10 protein-coding genes and 5 pseudogenes are annotated in these 17,454 nt (G+C 70.5%); 11 read left to right on the top strand and 4 right to left on the bottom strand.

Annotation, left to right across the window (positions count from 1 at the left end; translation table 11 throughout):
• The first annotated feature begins 68 nt into the window (after positions 1–68).
• Positions 69–1,022, top strand: a complete 954-nt coding sequence (locus ACZ6BB_RS29215) for a bifunctional riboflavin kinase/FAD synthetase (RefSeq protein WP_471618129.1) — start codon at positions 69–71, stop codon at positions 1,020–1,022.
• A 105-nt stretch (positions 1,023–1,127) separates the two neighbouring features.
• On the opposite strand, the pseudogene ACZ6BB_RS29210 reads toward ACZ6BB_RS29215, so the two are convergent.
• The 3 genes and pseudogenes from ACZ6BB_RS29210 to ACZ6BB_RS29200 all read right to left on the bottom strand — a co-directional run.
• Positions 1,128–2,891: pseudogene (locus ACZ6BB_RS29210) on the bottom strand (MinD/ParA family ATP-binding protein); the annotation flags it as partial.
• A gap of 2,079 nt (positions 2,892–4,970) precedes the next feature.
• Positions 4,971–5,054: pseudogene (locus tag ACZ6BB_RS29205) on the bottom strand (SCO5717 family growth-regulating ATPase); the annotation flags it as partial.
• A gap of 489 nt (positions 5,055–5,543) precedes the next feature.
• Positions 5,544–5,831: a DUF397 domain-containing protein gene (locus tag ACZ6BB_RS29200; protein WP_471618128.1), complete on the bottom strand. Its 288-nt coding sequence runs from the start codon at positions 5,829–5,831 to the stop codon at positions 5,544–5,546.
• A 388-nt stretch (positions 5,832–6,219) separates the two neighbouring features.
• Here ACZ6BB_RS29200 and rpsO point away from each other — a divergent pair, with 388 nt between their 5' ends.
• The 5 genes from rpsO to ACZ6BB_RS29175 all read left to right on the top strand — a co-directional run bounded on the left by rpsO (position 6,220) and on the right by ACZ6BB_RS29175 (position 11,767).
• On the top strand, positions 6,220–6,507 hold the full coding sequence (rpsO, locus tag ACZ6BB_RS29195; RefSeq protein ID WP_005479656.1) for a 30S ribosomal protein S15: 288 nt from the start codon (positions 6,220–6,222) through the stop codon (positions 6,505–6,507).
• Between the two features lie 415 nt (positions 6,508–6,922).
• Positions 6,923–9,142, top strand: a complete 2,220-nt coding sequence (locus ACZ6BB_RS29190) for a polyribonucleotide nucleotidyltransferase (protein ID WP_046913578.1) — start codon at positions 6,923–6,925, stop codon at positions 9,140–9,142.
• On the top strand, positions 9,139–10,518 hold the full coding sequence (locus ACZ6BB_RS29185; protein WP_471618127.1) for a M16 family metallopeptidase: 1,380 nt from the start codon (positions 9,139–9,141) through the stop codon (positions 10,516–10,518). Before ACZ6BB_RS29190 ends, ACZ6BB_RS29185 begins: the two co-directional genes overlap by 4 nt.
• A gap of 23 nt (positions 10,519–10,541) precedes the next feature.
• On the top strand, positions 10,542–11,294 hold the full coding sequence (dapB, locus tag ACZ6BB_RS29180; protein WP_471618126.1) for a 4-hydroxy-tetrahydrodipicolinate reductase: 753 nt from the start codon (positions 10,542–10,544) through the stop codon (positions 11,292–11,294).
• Positions 11,295–11,311: 17 nt separating this feature from the next.
• Positions 11,312–11,767 (top strand): hypothetical protein, encoded by a 456-nt coding sequence (locus ACZ6BB_RS29175; RefSeq protein WP_471618125.1) that lies wholly within the window; start codon positions 11,312–11,314, stop codon positions 11,765–11,767.
• A gap of 94 nt (positions 11,768–11,861) precedes the next feature.
• Here the strand turns inward: ACZ6BB_RS29175 and ACZ6BB_RS29170 are convergent, their stop codons facing one another.
• A complete protein-coding gene (locus ACZ6BB_RS29170) occupies positions 11,862–12,419 on the bottom strand; it encodes a hypothetical protein (protein ID WP_471618124.1) in 558 nt (185 codons plus the stop codon).
• 188 nt (positions 12,420–12,607) lie between these two features.
• Here ACZ6BB_RS29170 and ACZ6BB_RS29165 point away from each other — a divergent pair.
• From ACZ6BB_RS29165 to ACZ6BB_RS29145, 5 genes and pseudogenes are all read left to right on the top strand, one after another.
• Positions 12,608–12,898, top strand: a pseudogene (locus ACZ6BB_RS29165) (FAD-dependent thymidylate synthase); the annotation flags it as partial.
• Positions 12,878–13,804: pseudogene (locus ACZ6BB_RS29160) on the top strand (HNH endonuclease); the annotation flags it as partial. The pseudogenes ACZ6BB_RS29165 and ACZ6BB_RS29160, both read left to right, overlap by 21 nt.
• 3 nt (positions 13,805–13,807) lie before the next feature.
• Positions 13,808–14,257, top strand: a pseudogene (thyX, locus tag ACZ6BB_RS29155) (FAD-dependent thymidylate synthase); the annotation flags it as partial.
• Positions 14,258–14,468: 211 nt separating this feature from the next.
• The gene (gene dapA / locus ACZ6BB_RS29150) at positions 14,469–15,368 is read left to right on the top strand and encodes a 4-hydroxy-tetrahydrodipicolinate synthase (protein ID WP_318809635.1); all 900 of its coding nucleotides are present in this window, start codon (positions 14,469–14,471) and stop codon (positions 15,366–15,368) included.
• A gap of 148 nt (positions 15,369–15,516) precedes the next feature.
• Positions 15,517–17,202: a ribonuclease J gene (locus ACZ6BB_RS29145; protein WP_471618123.1), complete on the top strand. Its 1,686-nt coding sequence runs from the start codon at positions 15,517–15,519 to the stop codon at positions 17,200–17,202.
• The last annotated feature ends 252 nt before the right edge of the window (positions 17,203–17,454 follow it).

Genomic DNA, 17,454 nt, shown 5'->3' with positions numbered 1-17,454 from the left:
TGGCACCCTTAGACCTGCGTAAGGGACAGGCATCAATACGGACACGGGTTCGACGAGGAGCGGTCACAGTGCAGCGCTGGCGTGGCTTGGAGGACATCCCCGAGGACTGGGGGCGCAGCGTCGTCACCATCGGTTCCTACGACGGGGTGCACCGTGGGCACCAGCTGATCCTCCGGCACGCCGTGGAACGCGCCCGTGAACGGGGCGTTCCCGTCGTCGCCGTGACCTTCGACCCGCACCCCAGCGAGGTCGTGCGGCCCGGCTCCCACCCTCCGCTGCTCGCCCCGCACCACCGCCGTGCCGAACTCATGGCCGACCTGGGCGTGGACGCGGTGCTGGTCCTGCCGTTCACGACCGAGTTCTCGCGGCTGTCCCCGGCCGACTTCGTCGTCAAGGTCCTGGTCGACAAGCTGCACGCCAAGGCCGTCGTCGAGGGTCCCAACTTCCGCTTCGGCCACAAGGCCGCCGGAGACGTGGCGTTCCTGGCCGAGCAGGGCAAGACCTACGACTTCGACGTCGAGGTCGTCGACCTGTTCGTCAGCGGCGAGGCGGGCGGCGGACAGCCGTTCTCCTCGACCCTGACCCGGCGACTGGTCGCCGAGGGCGACGTCGAGGGGGCGCACGAGATCCTCGGCCGCCCCCACCGCGTCGAGGGCGTCGTCGTACGCGGTGCGCAGCGCGGTCGCGAACTGGGCTTCCCCACGGCCAATGTGGAGACGCTCCCGCACACCGCGATCCCGGCCGACGGCGTCTACGCCGGCTGGCTGCACGTCGACGGCGAGGCCATGCCCGCCGCGATCTCCGTCGGCACGAACCCGCAGTTCGACGGGACCGAGCGCACGGTCGAGGCGTACGCCATCGACCGCGTCGGACTCGACCTCTACGGCCTCCACGTCGCCGTCGACTTCCTCTCCTTCGTGCGCGGCCAGGCGAAGTTCGACTCGCTGGACGCGCTGCTCGTGGCGATGGGCGAGGACGTGAAGAGGTGCCGGGAACTGATCGGCTCGTACCGGCCGAAGTAGCCGGACCGGCTGTCAGGAGCTGAAGCCGGAGCAGGCGGACAGAGGGCCCGTACCGTTCGTGGATCGTGAACGGTACGGGCCCTCTCGCTTGCCCGACTGCCGCGTCTACTGCTGCGGCGGAGCCGGCGGGTAGGGCTGGCCCGGCTGCGGCTGCTGTGGTTGTTGAGGCGGATACGGGTGGCCGTAGGGCTGCGGGGCCTGGCCGGGGGCCGGCTGACCCGGGTAGGGCTGACCCGGGTAGGGCTGACCCGGGTAGGGCTGGCCCTGCTGCGGCGGGTACGGCTGCTGACCGGGGATCTGCTGACCGGGCAGGGGCGGGGCGACCACCGGCGGCGGGTTGCCGTCCGATGTCCACAGGCCGTGCGACTGCTGGTGCCTGGCGATGTCCTCGGCGACCATCGCGGCGAGCGTGAAGTACGCCTCCCGCACCTTCGGCCGCATCATGTCGAGGTCCAACTCGGCGCCGGCCGACAGGTGTTCGTCGAAGGGCACGACCACCACACCGCGGCAGCGCGTCTCGAAGTGGGAGACGATGTCGTCCACCTTGATCATCTTTCCGGTCTCGCGCACCCCCGAGATGACCGTCAGGGAACGCGCCACCAGGTCCTGGTAGCCGTGCGCGGACAGCCAGTCCAGCGTCGTACTGGCGCTGCTCGCCCCGTCCACGGACGGTGTCGAGATGATGATGAGCTGGTCCGCGAGGTCGAGCACCCCGCGCATGGCGCTGTAGAGCAGACCGGTACCGGAGTCGGTGAGGATGATCGGGTACTGCTTGCCGAGGATGTCGATCGCGCGACGGTAGTCCTCGTCGTTGAACGTCGTGGAGACGGCGGGGTCGACGTCGTTGGCGATGATCTCCAGCCCGGAGGCCGCCTGCGAGGTGAACCGCCGGATGTCCATGTACGAGTTGAGGTACGGGATCGCCTGGACGAGGTCACGGATGGTCGCCCCGGTCTCGCGCCGCACACGGCGGCCGAGCGTTCCGGCGTCCGGGTTGGCGTCGATCGCGAGGATCTTGTCCTGCCGCTCGGTGGCGAGTGTCGAGCCGAGGGCGGTGGTGGTCGTCGTCTTGCCGACGCCGCCCTTGAGGCTGATGACCGCGATGCGGTAGCAGGACAGCACCGGCGTCCTGATCAGCTCCAGCTTCCGCTGCCGCTCGGCCTCCTCCTTCTTCCCGCCCAGCCTGAACCGCCCGCCCCCGGACGCCGGGCGGGAACTCTTCGTCTTCTGCTTCTTGCTGTTCAGCAGCCGGTCGGACGACAGCTCCACCGCGGCCGTGTAACCGAGGGGCGCCACACCGGGGTTGGTGGGCTGCCGCTGGTCGTGCTGCACGGGCTGCGGCCAGGCCGTGCCCGTGCGGGGGTCCACGGGGGCGGAGGGGTGAACCTGCCCACCGGGGTGGCCGGTGTGCTCCGGCTGGCCGGGCTGGGGGAAGCCGTACCCGCTCGGGGGAGTGGGGGCGTCGGGCGGGCCCTGGGGGGCCGGGGCGCCTGGCGGGAAGCCGTAGCCGGGCTGAGGTGCGTGCTGTTCGGCCGGCGGCCCCGGCCGCTCCGGCTGCTGGGGGAAGCCGTAGCCGGCCTGCGGCGGGACGGGTGCCTGCGGGGGTACGGACGCGCCGGGCTGCGGGAAACCGTAACCCGGGGCGGGCTGGGCCGGCGGCGGGGTGGGCGCGGGGCCGCCGGGCTGACCCCCGGGCTGCTGAGCCGGTGACGCCGCCTGCTGGGGGAAGCCGTAGCCGCCTTGCTGAGGGACGGGCGCCTGTGGCGGGACGGGCGCACCAGGAGTCTGGGGGAAGCCGTAACCGGCGGGGGCGGGAGGGAGGTTGGGGGCCTGGGGAGCCGGCTGCTGCTGGTCAGGTGCGGGTGCGGGCGTCGGGGCCGGCGGCTGCTGGTGGGGGGCGGGCACCGGGGCCGGAGATACCGGCGTGGCGGAGGCGCCCGGGGTACCGGGTGCCACGGGTGCGCCGGGAGCGTCAGGGGTGCCGGGAGCCGTGGGGAAGCCGGAAGCGCCGGGGTGGTGGGGAGGCAGGGGTGCACCGGGGGTGACCGGTGGGCCGAAAGCATGAGGGGCGCCGAGTGGCACGGGTGCGCCGGGAGCGTCAGGGGTGCCGGGAGCTGCGGGGAAGCCGGAAGCGCCGGGGTTGTCGGGGGCCAGGGGCGTGCCCGGGGCGACCGGCGTGCCGGGGGCATGGGGGACCGGTGGCACGGAGGCGCAAGGGGTGCTGGGCTCACCGGAGGACAAGGGGACCTCGGGGGGAGCGGGCGTACCGGGTGCGACAGGTGCGCCGGGCCCATCGGAAGCGCCGGACGAAGCAGTCACCGGGGTGCCCCAGGCCGCGGGCGGCGCGCCTTGCGGTACCTGCGGGGGGAAGGGCTGCTGCGACGGCACGGGCGGCTCGCCCTGCGCTGCTGCGGGCTGCCGAGCGGGCACCTCGGGCTGTTCCGACGCCGCCGCCGACGCTGCCGGCGCGACCGGCGGCCACTGAGCTCCCGCGCCAGGCGCTGACGGTGCGGCCGGCTGATACGCGGGCGGCAGCGGAGGAAGCGCACCCTGCGGCGCCGGAGGCGTCCAGGAGGGAGGTGTCTGCGGAGCGTCACCGGGGGCGCCCGCTGCGGGCGCGGCGGCCTGAGGCGCAACCGGCTGAGGTGCGGCGGCCCGGGGCCCGGCGGGCTGCGACGCCGGGGCCTGGAACCCGGCGGTGTCGGGGGAGCCGTCGGCGGGTTCGACGGGGGCGGCGCCGTGAGAACCAGCGTTCTGTGGAGCGAGGTCCTGTGGAGCTGTTGACTGCGGAGGGAGGCCCTGTGCAGCGAGGTCATGCGGAGCGGCTGACTGGGGGGCGGCGCCCTGAGCGGGAGCATCCTGCGGGGCGGAACCCGGCGACACGGCACCGTGCTCGACGACATCAGCCGTCTCGGCCCCGCCGGGCACGACATCGGGGCGCAGGGCACCGCCGGGCTGATCACCCCCGGCGGCATCGACACCGGCCGCACCGGCAGCGGCTCCGGCCGCCACGACGTCAGCCTCTACGACACCGGCCTCGGTGGCCCCGGCCTCGCCGGACGCATCCGCGGCGGCCGAAGCCTCGACGCCCGCACCGCCATCGCCTTCTCCACCCTGGGCGTTCTGCCCCTCGGCGGGCGACACCACGGCCTCGGCGGGCTGCGCGACACCGGGATCACCAGCACCACCGGAGTCACCAGCACCACCGGCGTCACCGACACCGGCTGCAACCGAACCTTCTGCAACCGCATCGGCGCCGCCCACCACCTGGGGCCCCGCCTGCGCGGCCGTACCGGACGCACTCACGTCTACGGCGGCAGGCACCCCGCCACCGTCGCCCTCGCCACCACCGGCGGCGACCCCGGTGTCGGAGGACGCGGCACCCTCCGGCTCCCCGGCCGCGGCCTGCGGCGCGTGCAACGGGAAGTCACCGGCACCGGCTGCACCAGGAGCGGTACCTGCGTCCGGTCCGGCACCGGCCGCAGCACCGGCATCCGCACTCGGTCCGGCCCTCTCACCAGCCCCGGCCCCGGCGGCACCCTGGACAGGAGCGGCGTCCCCGATCTCACGCTTCATCGCGGCGGCGGAGATCCGCATGGTCGCCCCGCTCTCGATGTCGCCCTCGCCTGCGCCCCCGCCCTCGGCGTCAGCCGCGGGCGCGGGCGCGGCGGTCGACGGAGGCCAGGGAGGCGGATACGACCCGGGCACGCCGGACATGTCGAGAGGGGCACCGACGGGCGGCGCGAACGGCAGCCCGGGCGGCGGCGTCACGGAACCGCCGGCCGGAGGAGCGCCCCCCGCGGCAGCACCAGCACCAGCGTCCGTACCCGCACCAGAACCCGAACCCGCGTCCGTACCCGTACCCGCGCCCGGCACCCACCCGGCTCCCGAAGAGGCGTTCTGCGTGTACCAGGCAGGCGGCGCGTAGTCGATGGTGAACTCGCCCGTCATCTCGATGGCGGACTCCGCGTCGGGCTGGTCATCGTCGGGTGTGGCCCAGCCCCCGCGTGTCCCGTCCCGATCGCTGCTCACAGTTCCTCCTGGTGTGGTCGAGCACCCTCATGGCGTGCTGGGGCGACCGTTGCTGTCGTCCGATGTCGCCGGGCTGGTCCCCCCTCGGGCCCCGGGCCAAGTCACACAGCCCGTACCACCCGCGTGCGGGCAACTCGCGACGTGCTGCACCCCAGCCTAATCATCACCACCCCGGGCCCGGCAGGCCCGTCTCTCCCGACCGGCGGAGACGAAGCGCCCAACCACCCTGAAAGAGAAGAAACTTGGGCATGTTTCCCACAATGGATCTTCGGCGCCGGCTTGTCCGACGGTCGACGGGGCCCATCGACATCTGCGGACGCGCGGCCCGTGAAATACAAGGGGCAGGCAGCCGGTCCCGGCTCCTGCCCCTCACAGCACCGCCGGAGCGGCGCGCCCGACCCGATGCCTCGGGGCGTGCCTGTGGCCATGCGTCCGGCCACACGTCCGGCCACGCATCCGACCGACGTGCCCGACTACACGCCCGGCCCTCTACGCATCCGACCCGGCGCCCCCCGGAGCCGGCTCCAGATCGAACTCCCCGTCGCGCGCCCCCAGCACGAAGGCCCGCCATTCCCCCTCCGTGTACCGCAGCACGGTGTCGGGGTCGAGCGAGGACCTCATGGCGACCGCACCCTCCGGGAGGTAGGCGATCTCGACCCGCTCCTCCTGATCCTCGGTCCCCGGCGCGCTGTGCCACTCGACGCCGGAGATGTCGAGGGCGTACAGCTCGTCCCTCTCCCGCTCCTTGCGCGCCTTGAGTTCCTTGTCCTCGGCCATCGCGGCTGGGTCCCTTCGTCCGTGCCGACGAGCTGCGTCATGTCGACGAGCTTCGTGTCAACAAGCTGTCAGGTCACCCTACTTGTCCTTGTTCGCCCTGGTCAGGGGTTTGCCGATGTCCACACATCGCGGCATCGAGGCTCACGCGGACCCGCGTCCGGCCGATTTCCGCCCGCCCCTTCGGGATGAAGGTTTCTCCTCCCGCGTCACCGGGCGCGGTCGGACGTATCCCTCCAGGCTGGTACTCTGTCCCGTGGCCGTTTGTGTGCGCACCCCCGGACTCCGGAGGTAGCCCCCAGCGGACCCCGCCACCCGAGTCACAGAAGCCCCCCTGAGACGCAGACCAGGGGCACTCGGTGGCATCAACGAGACTCATGAGGAGTATCGCGTGTCGCTCGACGCCGCTACGAAGAAGCAGATCATCACCGAGTTCGGTACCAAGGAGGGCGACACCGGCTCCCCCGAGGTCCAGGTCGCGATGCTCTCCCGCCGTATCTCGGACCTGACCGAGCACCTCAAGACCCACAAGCACGACCACCACTCCCGCCGTGGTCTGCTGATCCTGGTCGGTCAGCGTCGCCGCCTGCTGCAGTACCTCGCCAAGAAGGACATCCAGCGCTTCCGTGCGCTGGTCGACCGCCTCGGCATCCGCCGCGGTGCGGCGGGCGCCAAGTAGGACGCCGTGAGGGGAGCGGTTCCCGGGAGATCGGGGGACCGCTCCCTTTGCTGTAGGCACCGGCACGACCGCGCACCGGACCGCCGCCGGCCCCCTGGAGGGGGGCGCGCGGCCCCGACGCACGCGGGACGTACGGGTGGAAACGTGCGGAGTGTCACCACCCCTTTGTAGTGTGGTAGCACAACGCAAGAGGCACGACACAGCGTGAGGCGCCCGGAGGGCGACGCACGCACACGTACGAGGAGAAGCGCACCTCGCCGCCGCCGGTCCTCGGTAGTGGCCCCCGGGAGATTGCGAACCCGAGGGCTTCGATCGAAGACCGGCCCGCACCAGACGGCGCGCTTCTCCGCCACCGTCCCCCTGCCACACGGGCAGGCCCAGGGACGAAAGACGAAAAGTATCGGAGAATTTGCTAGTGGAGAACGAGACCCACTACGCCGAGGCCGTCATCGACAACGGCTCCTTCGGCACCCGCACCATCCGTTTCGAGACGGGCCGTCTGGCCCGCCAGGCCGCCGGCTCCGCCGTGGCCTACCTGGACGACGACACCATGGTGCTGTCGGCCACCACGGCTTCCAAGAACCCCAAGGACCAGCTCGACTTCTTCCCCCTCACGGTGGACGTCGAGGAGCGGATGTACGCCGCCGGCAAGATCCCCGGCAGCTTCTTCCGCCGTGAGGGCCGTCCCTCCGAGGACGCCATCCTCACCTGCCGCCTGATCGACCGCCCGCTGCGCCCGTCCTTCAAGAAGGGCCTGCGCAACGAGATCCAGGTCGTCGCCACGATCATGGCGCTCAACCCCGACCACCTGTACGACGTCGTCGCGATCAACGCCGCGTCCGCGTCCACGCAGCTGGCCGGTCTGCCCTTCTCCGGTCCGATCGGCGGCGTCCGCGTCGCGCTGATCAACAACCAGTGGGTGGCCTTCCCGACGCACACCGAGCTGGAGGACGCCGTCTTCGACATGGTCGTCGCCGGCCGTGTCCTGGAGGACGGCGACGTCGCGATCATGATGGTCGAGGCCGAGGCCACCGAGAAGACGATCCAGCTGGTCCAGGGCGGCGCCGAGGCGCCGACCGAGGAGGTCGTCGCCGCCGGTCTGGACGCCGCGAAGCCCTTCATCAAGGTCCTCTGCAAGGCCCAGGCCGACCTCGCGTCGAAGGCCGCCAAGCCGACCGGCGAGTTCCCGGTCTTCCTCGACTACCAGGACGACGTCCTGGAGGCGCTCACCGCCGCGGTCAAGGACGAGCTGACGCAGGCCCTCACCATCGCGGGCAAGCAGGAGCGCGAGGCCGAGCTGGACCGCGTCAAGGGTCTGGCCGCCGAGAAGCTGCTCCCGCAGTTCGAGGGCCGCGAGAAGGAGATCTCCGCCGCGTACCGCTCGCTGACCAAGTCCCTGGTCCGTGAGCGCGTCATCAAGGACAAGGTCCGCATCGACGGCCGCGGCGTCACGGACATCCGTACGCTGGCCGCCGAGGTCGAGGCCATCCCGCGCGTGCACGGCTCGGCGCTGTTCGAGCGTGGCGAGACCCAGATCCTGGGCGTCACCACCCTCAACATGCTCCGGATGGAGCAGCAGCTGGACACCCTCTCCCCGGTGACCCGCAAGCGCTACATGCACAACTACAACTTCCCGCCGTACTCCGTCGGCGAGACCGGCCGCGTCGGCTCCCCCAAGCGCCGCGAGATCGGCCACGGCGCGCTCGCCGAGCGCGCGATCGTGCCGGTCCTGCCGACGCGCGAGGAGTTCCCCTACGCGATCCGTCAGGTGTCCGAGGCCCTCGGCTCCAACGGCTCGACGTCCATGGGCTCGGTCTGCGCCTCCACCATGTCGCTGCTGAACGCCGGTGTGCCGCTGAAGGCCCCCGTCGCCGGTATCGCCATGGGCCTGATCTCGCAGGAGATCAACGGCGAGACGCACTACGTCGCCCTCACCGACATCCTCGGTGCGGAGGACGCCTTCGGCGACATGGACTTCAAGGTCGCAGGCACCAAGGAGTTCGTCACCGCCCTCCAGCTCGACACCAAGCTGGACGGCATCCCCGCCTCCGTCCTGGCCGCCGCCCTCAAGCAGGCCCGTGACGCCCGCCTCCACATCCTCGACGTGATGATGGAAGCGATCGACACGCCGGACGAGATGTCCCCCAACGCCCCGCGGATCATCACCGTCAAGATCCCCGTGGACAAGATCGGTGAGGTCATCGGCCCGAAGGGCAAGATGATCAACCAGATCCAGGAGGACACCGGCGCCGAGATCACGATCGAGGACGACGGCACCATCTACATCGGTGCCCAGCAGGGCTCGCAGGCCGAGGCCGCCCGCGCCACGATCAACGGCATCGCCAACCCGACCATGCCGGAGGTCGGCGAGCGCTACCTGGGCACCGTCGTGAAGACGACGACCTTCGGCGCGTTCGTGTCGCTGCTCCCGGGCAAGGACGGTCTGCTGCACATCTCGCAGATCCGCAAGCTCGCCGGTGGCAAGCGCGTGGAGAACGTCGAGGACGTCGTCGGCGTGGGCTCCAAGGTCCAGGTCGAGATCGCCGAGATCGACTCCCGCGGGAAGCTCTCCCTCATCCCCGTGATCGAGGGCGAAGACGGTTCCGAGGACAAGAAGGACGACGGCGACAAGTGACGTCCCGTAGCTCCAAGGCGACGGCCCGCACCTCCACGGAGGCGCGGGCCGTCGCCCGTACCCAAACCCTGATCAAGGGCAGAGACGGCATCGGTACGGTCCGCAAGACCACCCTCCCGGGCGGGCTGCGCATCGTCACCGAGACCCTGCCGTCCGTGCGCTCCGCCACCTTCGGCATCTGGGCGCACGTCGGCTCCCGCGACGAGACTCCCGCGCTGAACGGCGCCACCCACTACCTGGAGCACCTGCTCTTCAAGGGCACCACCCGCCGCAGCGCGCTCGACATCTCCTCCGCGATCGACGCGGTCGGCGGCGAGATGAACGCGTTCACGGCGAAGGAGTACACGTGCTACTACGCGCGCGTGCTCGACACCGACCTGCCGCTCGCCATCGACACGGTCTGCGACATGCTCACCGGCTCCCTCATCCGCGAGGAGGACGTCGACGTGGAGCGCGGCGCCATCCTCGAAGAGATCGCGATGACCGAGGACGACCCGGGCGACTGTGTGCACGACCTGTTCGCTCACACCATGTTCGGCGACACCCCGCTCGGCCGCCCCGTCCTCGGCACGGTCGACACCGTCAACGCCCTCACCGCCGACCGCATCCGCCGCTTCTACCGCAAGCACTACGATCCGACCCACCTCGTGGTCGCCTGCGCGGGGAACGTCGACCACAACAAGGTCGTCCGGCAGGTCCGCGCGGCCTTCGAGAAAGCCGGCGCCCTGACCCGCGCCGACGCCACCCCGATCGCCCCGCGCGAAGGACGCCGCGGCCTGCGTACGGCCGGCCGGGTCGAGCTGATCGGCCGCCGGACCGAGCAGGCGCACGTCGTCCTCGGCATGCCCGGCCTCGCCCGCACCGACGAACGCCGCTGGGCCCTCGGCGTCCTCAACACCGCCCTCGGCGGCGGCATGTCCTCCCGCCTCTTCCAGGAGGTCCGGGAGAAACGCGGTCTCGCCTACAGCGTGTACTCGTACACCTCCGGCTTCGCCGACTGCGGCCTCTTCGGTGTCTACGCCGGCTGCCGCCCGTCCCAGGTGCACGACGTACTGAAGATCTGCCGCGACGAACTCGACCAGGTCGCCCAGCACGGGCTGCCGGACGACGAGATCGAGCGCGCCATCGGCCAGCTCCGCGGCTCCACGGTCCTCGGCCTGGAGGACACCGGCGCGATCATGAACCGCATCGGCAAGAGCGAGCTGTGCTGGGGCGAACAGATGTCCGTCGACGAGATGCTGACCCGTATGGCGATGGTGACCCCGGACGAAGTCCGTGAGGTGGCCCGCGAGGTCCTGGGCCGACGCCCCTCCCTGTCGGTGATAGGCCCGCTCAAGGACAAACAGGCGTCCCGTCTCCACGAAGCCGTCGCCTGACACCCCAGTTAAGGAACCAAGCAATGAGCAAGCTGCGCGTGGCGGTCATCGGTGCCCGGGGCCGTATCGGCTCCGAGGCCGTACGGGCCGTCGAGGCCGCCGAGGACATGGAGCTGGTCGCCGCCCTGAGCCGGGGCGACAAGCTGGAGACCCTGGCCGAGACCGGCGCCCAGGTCGCCGTCGAACTGACCACCCCCGCCTCGGTCATGGAGAACCTGGACTACTGCGTACGCCACGGCATCCACGCGGTCGTCGGTACGACGGGCTGGACCGACGAGCGCCTCGCGCTGCTCAACGGCTGGCTGGCACGGTCCCCGGAGACGGGCGTGCTCATCGCGCCCAACTTCTCCATCGGAGCCGTCCTGAACATGAGGTTCGCGCAACTCGCCGCCCCCTACTTCGAGTCGGTGGAGGTCGTCGAGCTGCACCACCCGAAGAAGGTCGACGCCCCCTCGGGCACCGCCACACGCACGGCCCAGCTCATCGCCGAGGCGCGGCGCGCGGCAGGCACGGCCCAGGCTCCGGACGCCACGGAGACGGCTCTGGACGGCGCGCGCGGCGCGGACGTCGACGGCGTCCCCGTCCACTCCGTCCGCCTGCGCGGCCTGCTGGCCCACCAGGAGGTCCTCCTCGGAGGCGAGGGCGAGACCCTCACCATCCGCCACGACTCCCTCCACCACAGCAGCTTCATGCCGGGCATCCTGCTCGGGGCCCGACGGGTGGTAACGACCCCGGGTCTCACCTTCGGCCTCGAACACTTCCTCGACCTGGGCTGATCGGGCCGGGAGACGTCATGCGCGCCAAGCTCACCTACGCCGTCACGGCAGCCGTCCTGGTCGTCTACTTCGTCCTGGTCGGCAGCCGCGGGATCCTGCTCATTGAGACCGGCACACCGATCACGGTCGCCTTCGGTGTCGCCGTGCTCGTGCTGCCCGCGATCGGCCTCTGGTTCCTCTGGAAGAACACCCAGTTCGTCCGCAGGGCCAACCAGCTCGCCGCCGAACTCGACGCCGAAGGGGGCCTCCCCGTCGACGAGTTGAAGCGGACCCCGAGCGGACGCATCGATCGCGACTCGGCCGACGAGGTCTTCGCGCGGCGCAAGGAGGAGACCGAGGACGCCCCCGACGACTGGCGCACCTGGTTCCGTCTCGCCGTCGCCTACCACGACGCCCGCGACACCCCCCGGGCCCGCAAGGCCATGCAACACGCGATCGCCCTGCACGACGGCAGACCGGCACCGACCGCCTGACCTTCCCGCCGCCCGCACACGGCGAGGCACGACGGACGCGCACGTCCGAGGGGCCGGCCCGCACCCGCGGACCGGCCCCTCAGACGTATGTTCGCTACGCGGCGCGCCGGTGCTCCGCGGCCCACGCCTCGATCCGGTCGGCCGCCCGGTCGAAGGCTTCCGTACGCGCCAGGAAATCGGCGTTGTGCGTGGTCATCAGCGGTGTCACGTACTCCTGCACACGGTCCGTGCGGACGAGGAGCAGCGCCTGCCCCTGCACGGACCGGGGCAGCCCGAGCCACCGCACCGGCTGCTGCACGGTGCGCACCGAGACGCTGGGCTCCCAGGACGCCGTACGCGTGCGGAAGAACCCCACCTGACGCACTCCCCGCGCACTCACCCAGATGCCGACCCGCAGCAGCCGCAGGGCGCAGGCGATGACCAGCAGGGCCGCCCCGAAGCAGATCGCACCGGCCCGCGGTGTCTCGGCCACCGCGATGATGACCGCCGCCACCAGCATGTACGAGGTGAGCAGCAGCAGGAGCGCGGCCGCGCCGACCCGCCAGGGGCCGGGCCGGTAGGGGCGCCGCCAGCGGTCGCGGTCCTCGAACGGCAGCGCTTCGTCCGCCACCTGGTCGAAGGCGCGGTCGGCGGTCAGGAAGGGCAGGGGCACGGCTGGTCCTCACTCGATCCACGCACAGGTTTCGCCGGGTGAGGCTACCGAGCCGGCCTCCTGCCCACCACTTTCGGGGGTCCAACAGGGGCACAATGGGCGCAACTCGGGGCATCCGGCGTCTCATCGATCTCGGGCCGTAGAGTGGGCGCCGCCCGAGAGCAGCCATGGGAAGGACCCTCCGAGCCGTGACCGACACTCCCGCCGACGATCTCAAGCCCAGCTTCCGCAGTGATGTCACCGTCGACCTGGTGAAGCACAGCGCGGCCGACTCGGACGTGCTGTGGGCCGCCCGAGTCTCCACCGCCGGCGAACAGTCCCTGGAGGAACTGCAGAAGGACCCCGAGCGCTCCAAGGGCCTCATCAACTACCTCATGCGGGACCGGCACGGCAGCCCCTTCGAGCACAACTCGATGACCTTCTTCATCAGCGCCCCCATCTTCGTCTTCCGCGAGTTCATGCGGCACCGGGTCGGCTGGTGCATCGCCGGCGACACCGAGATCACCCTGGAGAGCGAGGCCGGCCAGCTCCGTCGGCGCACCATCGCGGAGCTGTACAAGCTCTGGCACCTCGGCGTCGAGGACCGGCTTCCGCATTCCGCCGGGGGAGTGACGTGGCACGGCAGGGCCGGAAAGTGGATGGCCCAGGTCCGGCGCGGCGAGAAGAACCACTACCTCGGCCTGTACGAGAACCGTGAGGCAGCGGAGTCGGCAGTGGCGGAATTCAGGGAACTGCACCCCAGCACCCGCCTGCGCAAGCTCGAATCGGTCCGTCGCAACCACGTGCGCTGCTACGACGAGGAGACGCTGCTCGCCCAGCGGGCCAGGATCGTCGATGTCATCGAGTCCGGGGTGAAGCCACTCATCAGGATCACCACGGAGTCCGGGAAGACGCTCCGCTCCACGGTCGATCACGCGGTGCTCACGCCCGAGGGGTGGTGCAAGGCCGGGGAACTGACCGTCGGTGACGCGGTCATGGCGGCGGGGAGCGTCCCTCGTCCATCGGAGGAACTGGTCCCGCCGAGCCTGCGGCGCGGCATCGGTGTGTGGACGTCCATGCAGCGAGAGCGACTGATCAAGGAGACCGACAGCTGTCACCTCTGTGGTCAGGACTTCCCCCGCACGGAACTCGCCCTGGACCACGTGGTTCCGGTGGCTGGTGACCTGACCCAGGCCCTCGACGAGAGGAACCTCGCGCCCGCGTGCGAGCCCTGCCATGCGGTCAAGAGCGCCGGTGAACAGGCCCTGGCCCAGCGCGGCGGCAAGATCGCCGAAGCGGTTGCGGACCGGATCGTCGCCATCGAACAGGACGGCGAGGAGATGACGTACGACCTCTCCGTCGAAGGCCCCTGGCACAACTTCCTCGCCAACGGGATCGTCGTGCACAACTCGTACAACGAGGAGTCGGGGCGCTACCGGGAACTCCAGCCCCACTTCTACGTCCCCGACGAGGCTCGCAAGCTCGTCCAGGAGGGCCGGCCCGGCAAGTACGTCTTCGTGGAGGGCACACAGGCGCAGCAGGAGCTGGTCGGGCGGGTCATGGAGGACTCCTACGTCCACGCGTACGAGGCGTACCAGGAGATGCTCGCCGCCGGAGTGGCCCGGGAGGTCGCGCGCGCGGTGCTGCCGGTCGGCCTCTTCTCCTCGATGTACGCCACCTGCAACGCCCGCTCGCTGATGCACTTCCTCGGTCTGCGCACCCAGCACGAACTCGCGAAGGTGCCGTCCTTCCCCCAGCGGGAGATCGAGATGGTCGGCGAGAGGATGGAGGCGGAGTGGGCGAAGCTGATGCCGCTCACCCACGCCGCCTTCAACGCGAACGGCCGTGTCGCGCCCTAGCGGGCCGTGGACTTTCGGCCAGGCACAGATGTACGGGTCAGCCGAGCGAAGTGTCCGTATTGCGGCATTTCGAGAAGTTCATCTAGCCTGATCAAACGGACCCGGCACTGCTTGAACCCCCGAGCAGGCAGTGCCGGGCTCCGCATTTGTCCTGACTTTTCCCGCCCCCCGAGGGCAGACCGTGCCCTGAGCAGCGAGTAGCGTGTTACCCATGGCTCCGACCTCGACTCCGCAGACCCCCTTCGGGCGGGTCCTCACCGCCATGGTCACGCCCTTCACGGCGGACGGCGCACTCGACCTCGACGGCGCGCAGCGGCTCGCCACCCACCTGGTGGACGCAGGCAACGACGGCCTGGTCATCAACGGCACCACCGGCGAGTCCCCCACCACCGGTGACGCGGAGAAATCGGACCTGGTACGAGCCGTCCTCGAAGCCGTCGGCGACCGCGCCCACGTCATCGCCGGCGTCGGCACGAACGACACCCGCCACAGCATGGAGCTGGCCCGCGCCGCGGAGAAGACCGGCGCGCACGGCCTCCTCGTCGTCACGCCGTACTACAACAAGCCCCCGCAGGAGGGCCTGTACCGCCACTTCAAGGCGATCGCCGACGCCTCCGGGCTGCCGGTGATGCTGTACGACATCCCGGGCCGCAGCGGCGTGCCGATCGACACCGAGACGATCGTCCGGCTCGCCGAGCACCCCCGTATCGTCGCCAACAAGGACGCCAAGGGTGACCTCGGCCGCGCCAGCTGGGCCATCGCCCGCTCCGGCCTCGCCTGGTACTCCGGCGACGACATGCTGAACCTCCCGCTGCTCTCGGTCGGCGCCGTCGGCTTCGTCTCGGTCGTCGGCCACGTCGTCACCCCCGAGCTGCGCGCCCTCGTCGACGCGTACGTCTCCGGTGACGTCCAGAAGGCCACCGAGATCCACCAGAAGCTGCTCCCCGTCTTCACCGGCATGTTCCGCACCCAGGGCGTGATGACCACCAAGGCGGCGCTCGCCCTCCAGGGGCTGCCCGCCGGACCACTGCGCGCCCCCATGGTCGAGCTCTCGCCCGAGGAGACGGCCCAGCTCAAGCTCGATCTCGGCGCCGGCGGGGTACAGCTCTAACACCGCACCGCGCACGACGCGACAACCAGACTTCACAACTGAATAGGCAGGACGAAAGCGCCTGCGTTCCCATCCACAACTGCTTCTGCACGAACGTCATGCGCGCCACGTGCCCCAGGTACGTGGCGCGCATGGTGAGGAGAGTCTTTTGAGTCATCCGCATCCTGAACTCGGCCCGCCGCCGGCGCTCCCGGAGGGCGGCCTGCGGGTCACCCCGCTCGGCGGCCTCGGCGAGATCGGCCGGAACATGACCGTCTTCGAGTACGGCGGCCGACTGCTCATCGTGGACTGCGGGGTGCTCTTCCCCGAGGAGGAGCAGCCCGGAATCGACCTGATCCTGCCGGACTTCTCGTCCATCAGGGACCGCCTCGACGACATCGAGGGCATCGTCCTCACGCACGGCCACGAGGACCACATCGGCGCGGTCCCGTACCTGCTCCGCGAGAAGCCCGACATCCCGCTGATCGGCTCCAAGCTGACCCTCGCGCTCATCGAGGCCAAGCTCCAGGAGCACCGCATCCGTCCGTACACCCTTGAGGTGGCCGAGGGGAACCGCGAGCGTATCGGCCCCTTCGACTGCGAGTTCGTCGCGGTCAACCACTCCATCCCGGACGCCCTGGCCGTGGCCATCCGCACGCCCGCGGGCATGGTCGTCCACACGGGCGACTTCAAGATGGACCAGCTCCCGCTGGACAACCGCCTCACGGATCTACACGCGTTCGCCCGGCTGAGCGAGGAAGGCATCGATCTCCTCCTCTCCGACTCCACGAACGCGGAGGTGCCGGGGTTCGTTCCGCCCGAGCGCGACATCTCCAACGTGTTGCGCCAGGTCTTCGCGGGCGCCAGCAAGCGGATCATCGTGGCCAGCTTCGCCAGCCACATCCACCGCATCCAGCAGATCCTCGACGCCGCCCACGAGTACGGCCGCCGGGTCGCCTTCGTCGGCCGCTCGATGGTCCGGAACATGGGCATCGCCAGGGACCTCGGCTATCTCAAGGTTCCGCCGGGCCTGGTCGTGGACGTCAAGACGCTGGACGACCTGCCGCAGCACGAGATCGTCCTCGTCTGCACCGGCTCGCAGGGCGAACCGATGGCCGCCCTGTCCCGCATGGCCAACCGGGACCACCAGATCCGCATCGTCCAGGGCGACACGGTGATCCTGGCCTCGTCCCTGATCCCCGGCAACGAGAACGCGGTCTACCGCGTCATCAACGGGCTGACCCGCTGGGGCGCCAACGTCGTCCACAAGGGCAACGCCAAGGTCCATGTCTCCGGACACGCCTCGGCCGGCGAGCTGCTGTACTTCTACAACATCTGCCGCCCGAAGAACCTGATGCCGGTGCACGGCGAATGGCGGCACCTGCGTGCCAACGCCGAACTGGGCGCCCTGACAGGCGTACCGCACGACCGCATCGTCATCGCCGAGGACGGCGTGGTCGTCGACCTCATCGAGGGCAAGGCCAGGATCTCCGGCAAGGTCCAGGCCGGTTACGTCTACGTGGACGGCCTCTCGGTCGGCGATGTGGGCGAACCCGCCCTCAAGGACCGGAAGATCCTGGGCGACGAGGGCATCATCTCGGTCTTCCTCGTCGTGGACTCCTCCACCGGCAAGATCACCGGGGGTCCGCACATCCAGGCCCGTGGCTCCGGTATCGATGACTCCGCGTTCGGCGCGGTCGTCCCGCGGATCACCGAGGTCCTGGAGCGTTCGGCCCAGGACGGTGTCGTCGAGCCCCACCAGCTGCAGCAGCTCATCCGCCGGACCCTCGGCAAGTGGGTCTCCGACACCTACCGGCGCAGGCCGATGATCCTGCCTGTGGTGGTTGAGGTCTGACCCTCCGTCAGTGCTCGACCGGGGCGGGGCCCCTCGATTTGCATCGGGGCGCCCCGCTCCAGTACGTTTACGGCTCCGCCCAGGGGGGAACCCGACGCAACTACGCGTCAGGAGCCGCCCGGACCGGGTGGAAATTCCGACTCAGAACTTCTGATAAAGTCGGAACCGCCGGAAAGGGAAACGCGAAAGCGGAAACCTGGAAAGCACCGAGGAAATCGGATCGGGAAACGGTCTGATAGAGTCGGAAACGCA

The sequence above is a fragment of the Streptomyces sp. NPDC041108 genome, from assembly GCF_055592645.1.
Note: the sequence above shows the minus strand (reverse complement) of the source record. Positions and strands in the feature narration are given on the sequence as shown.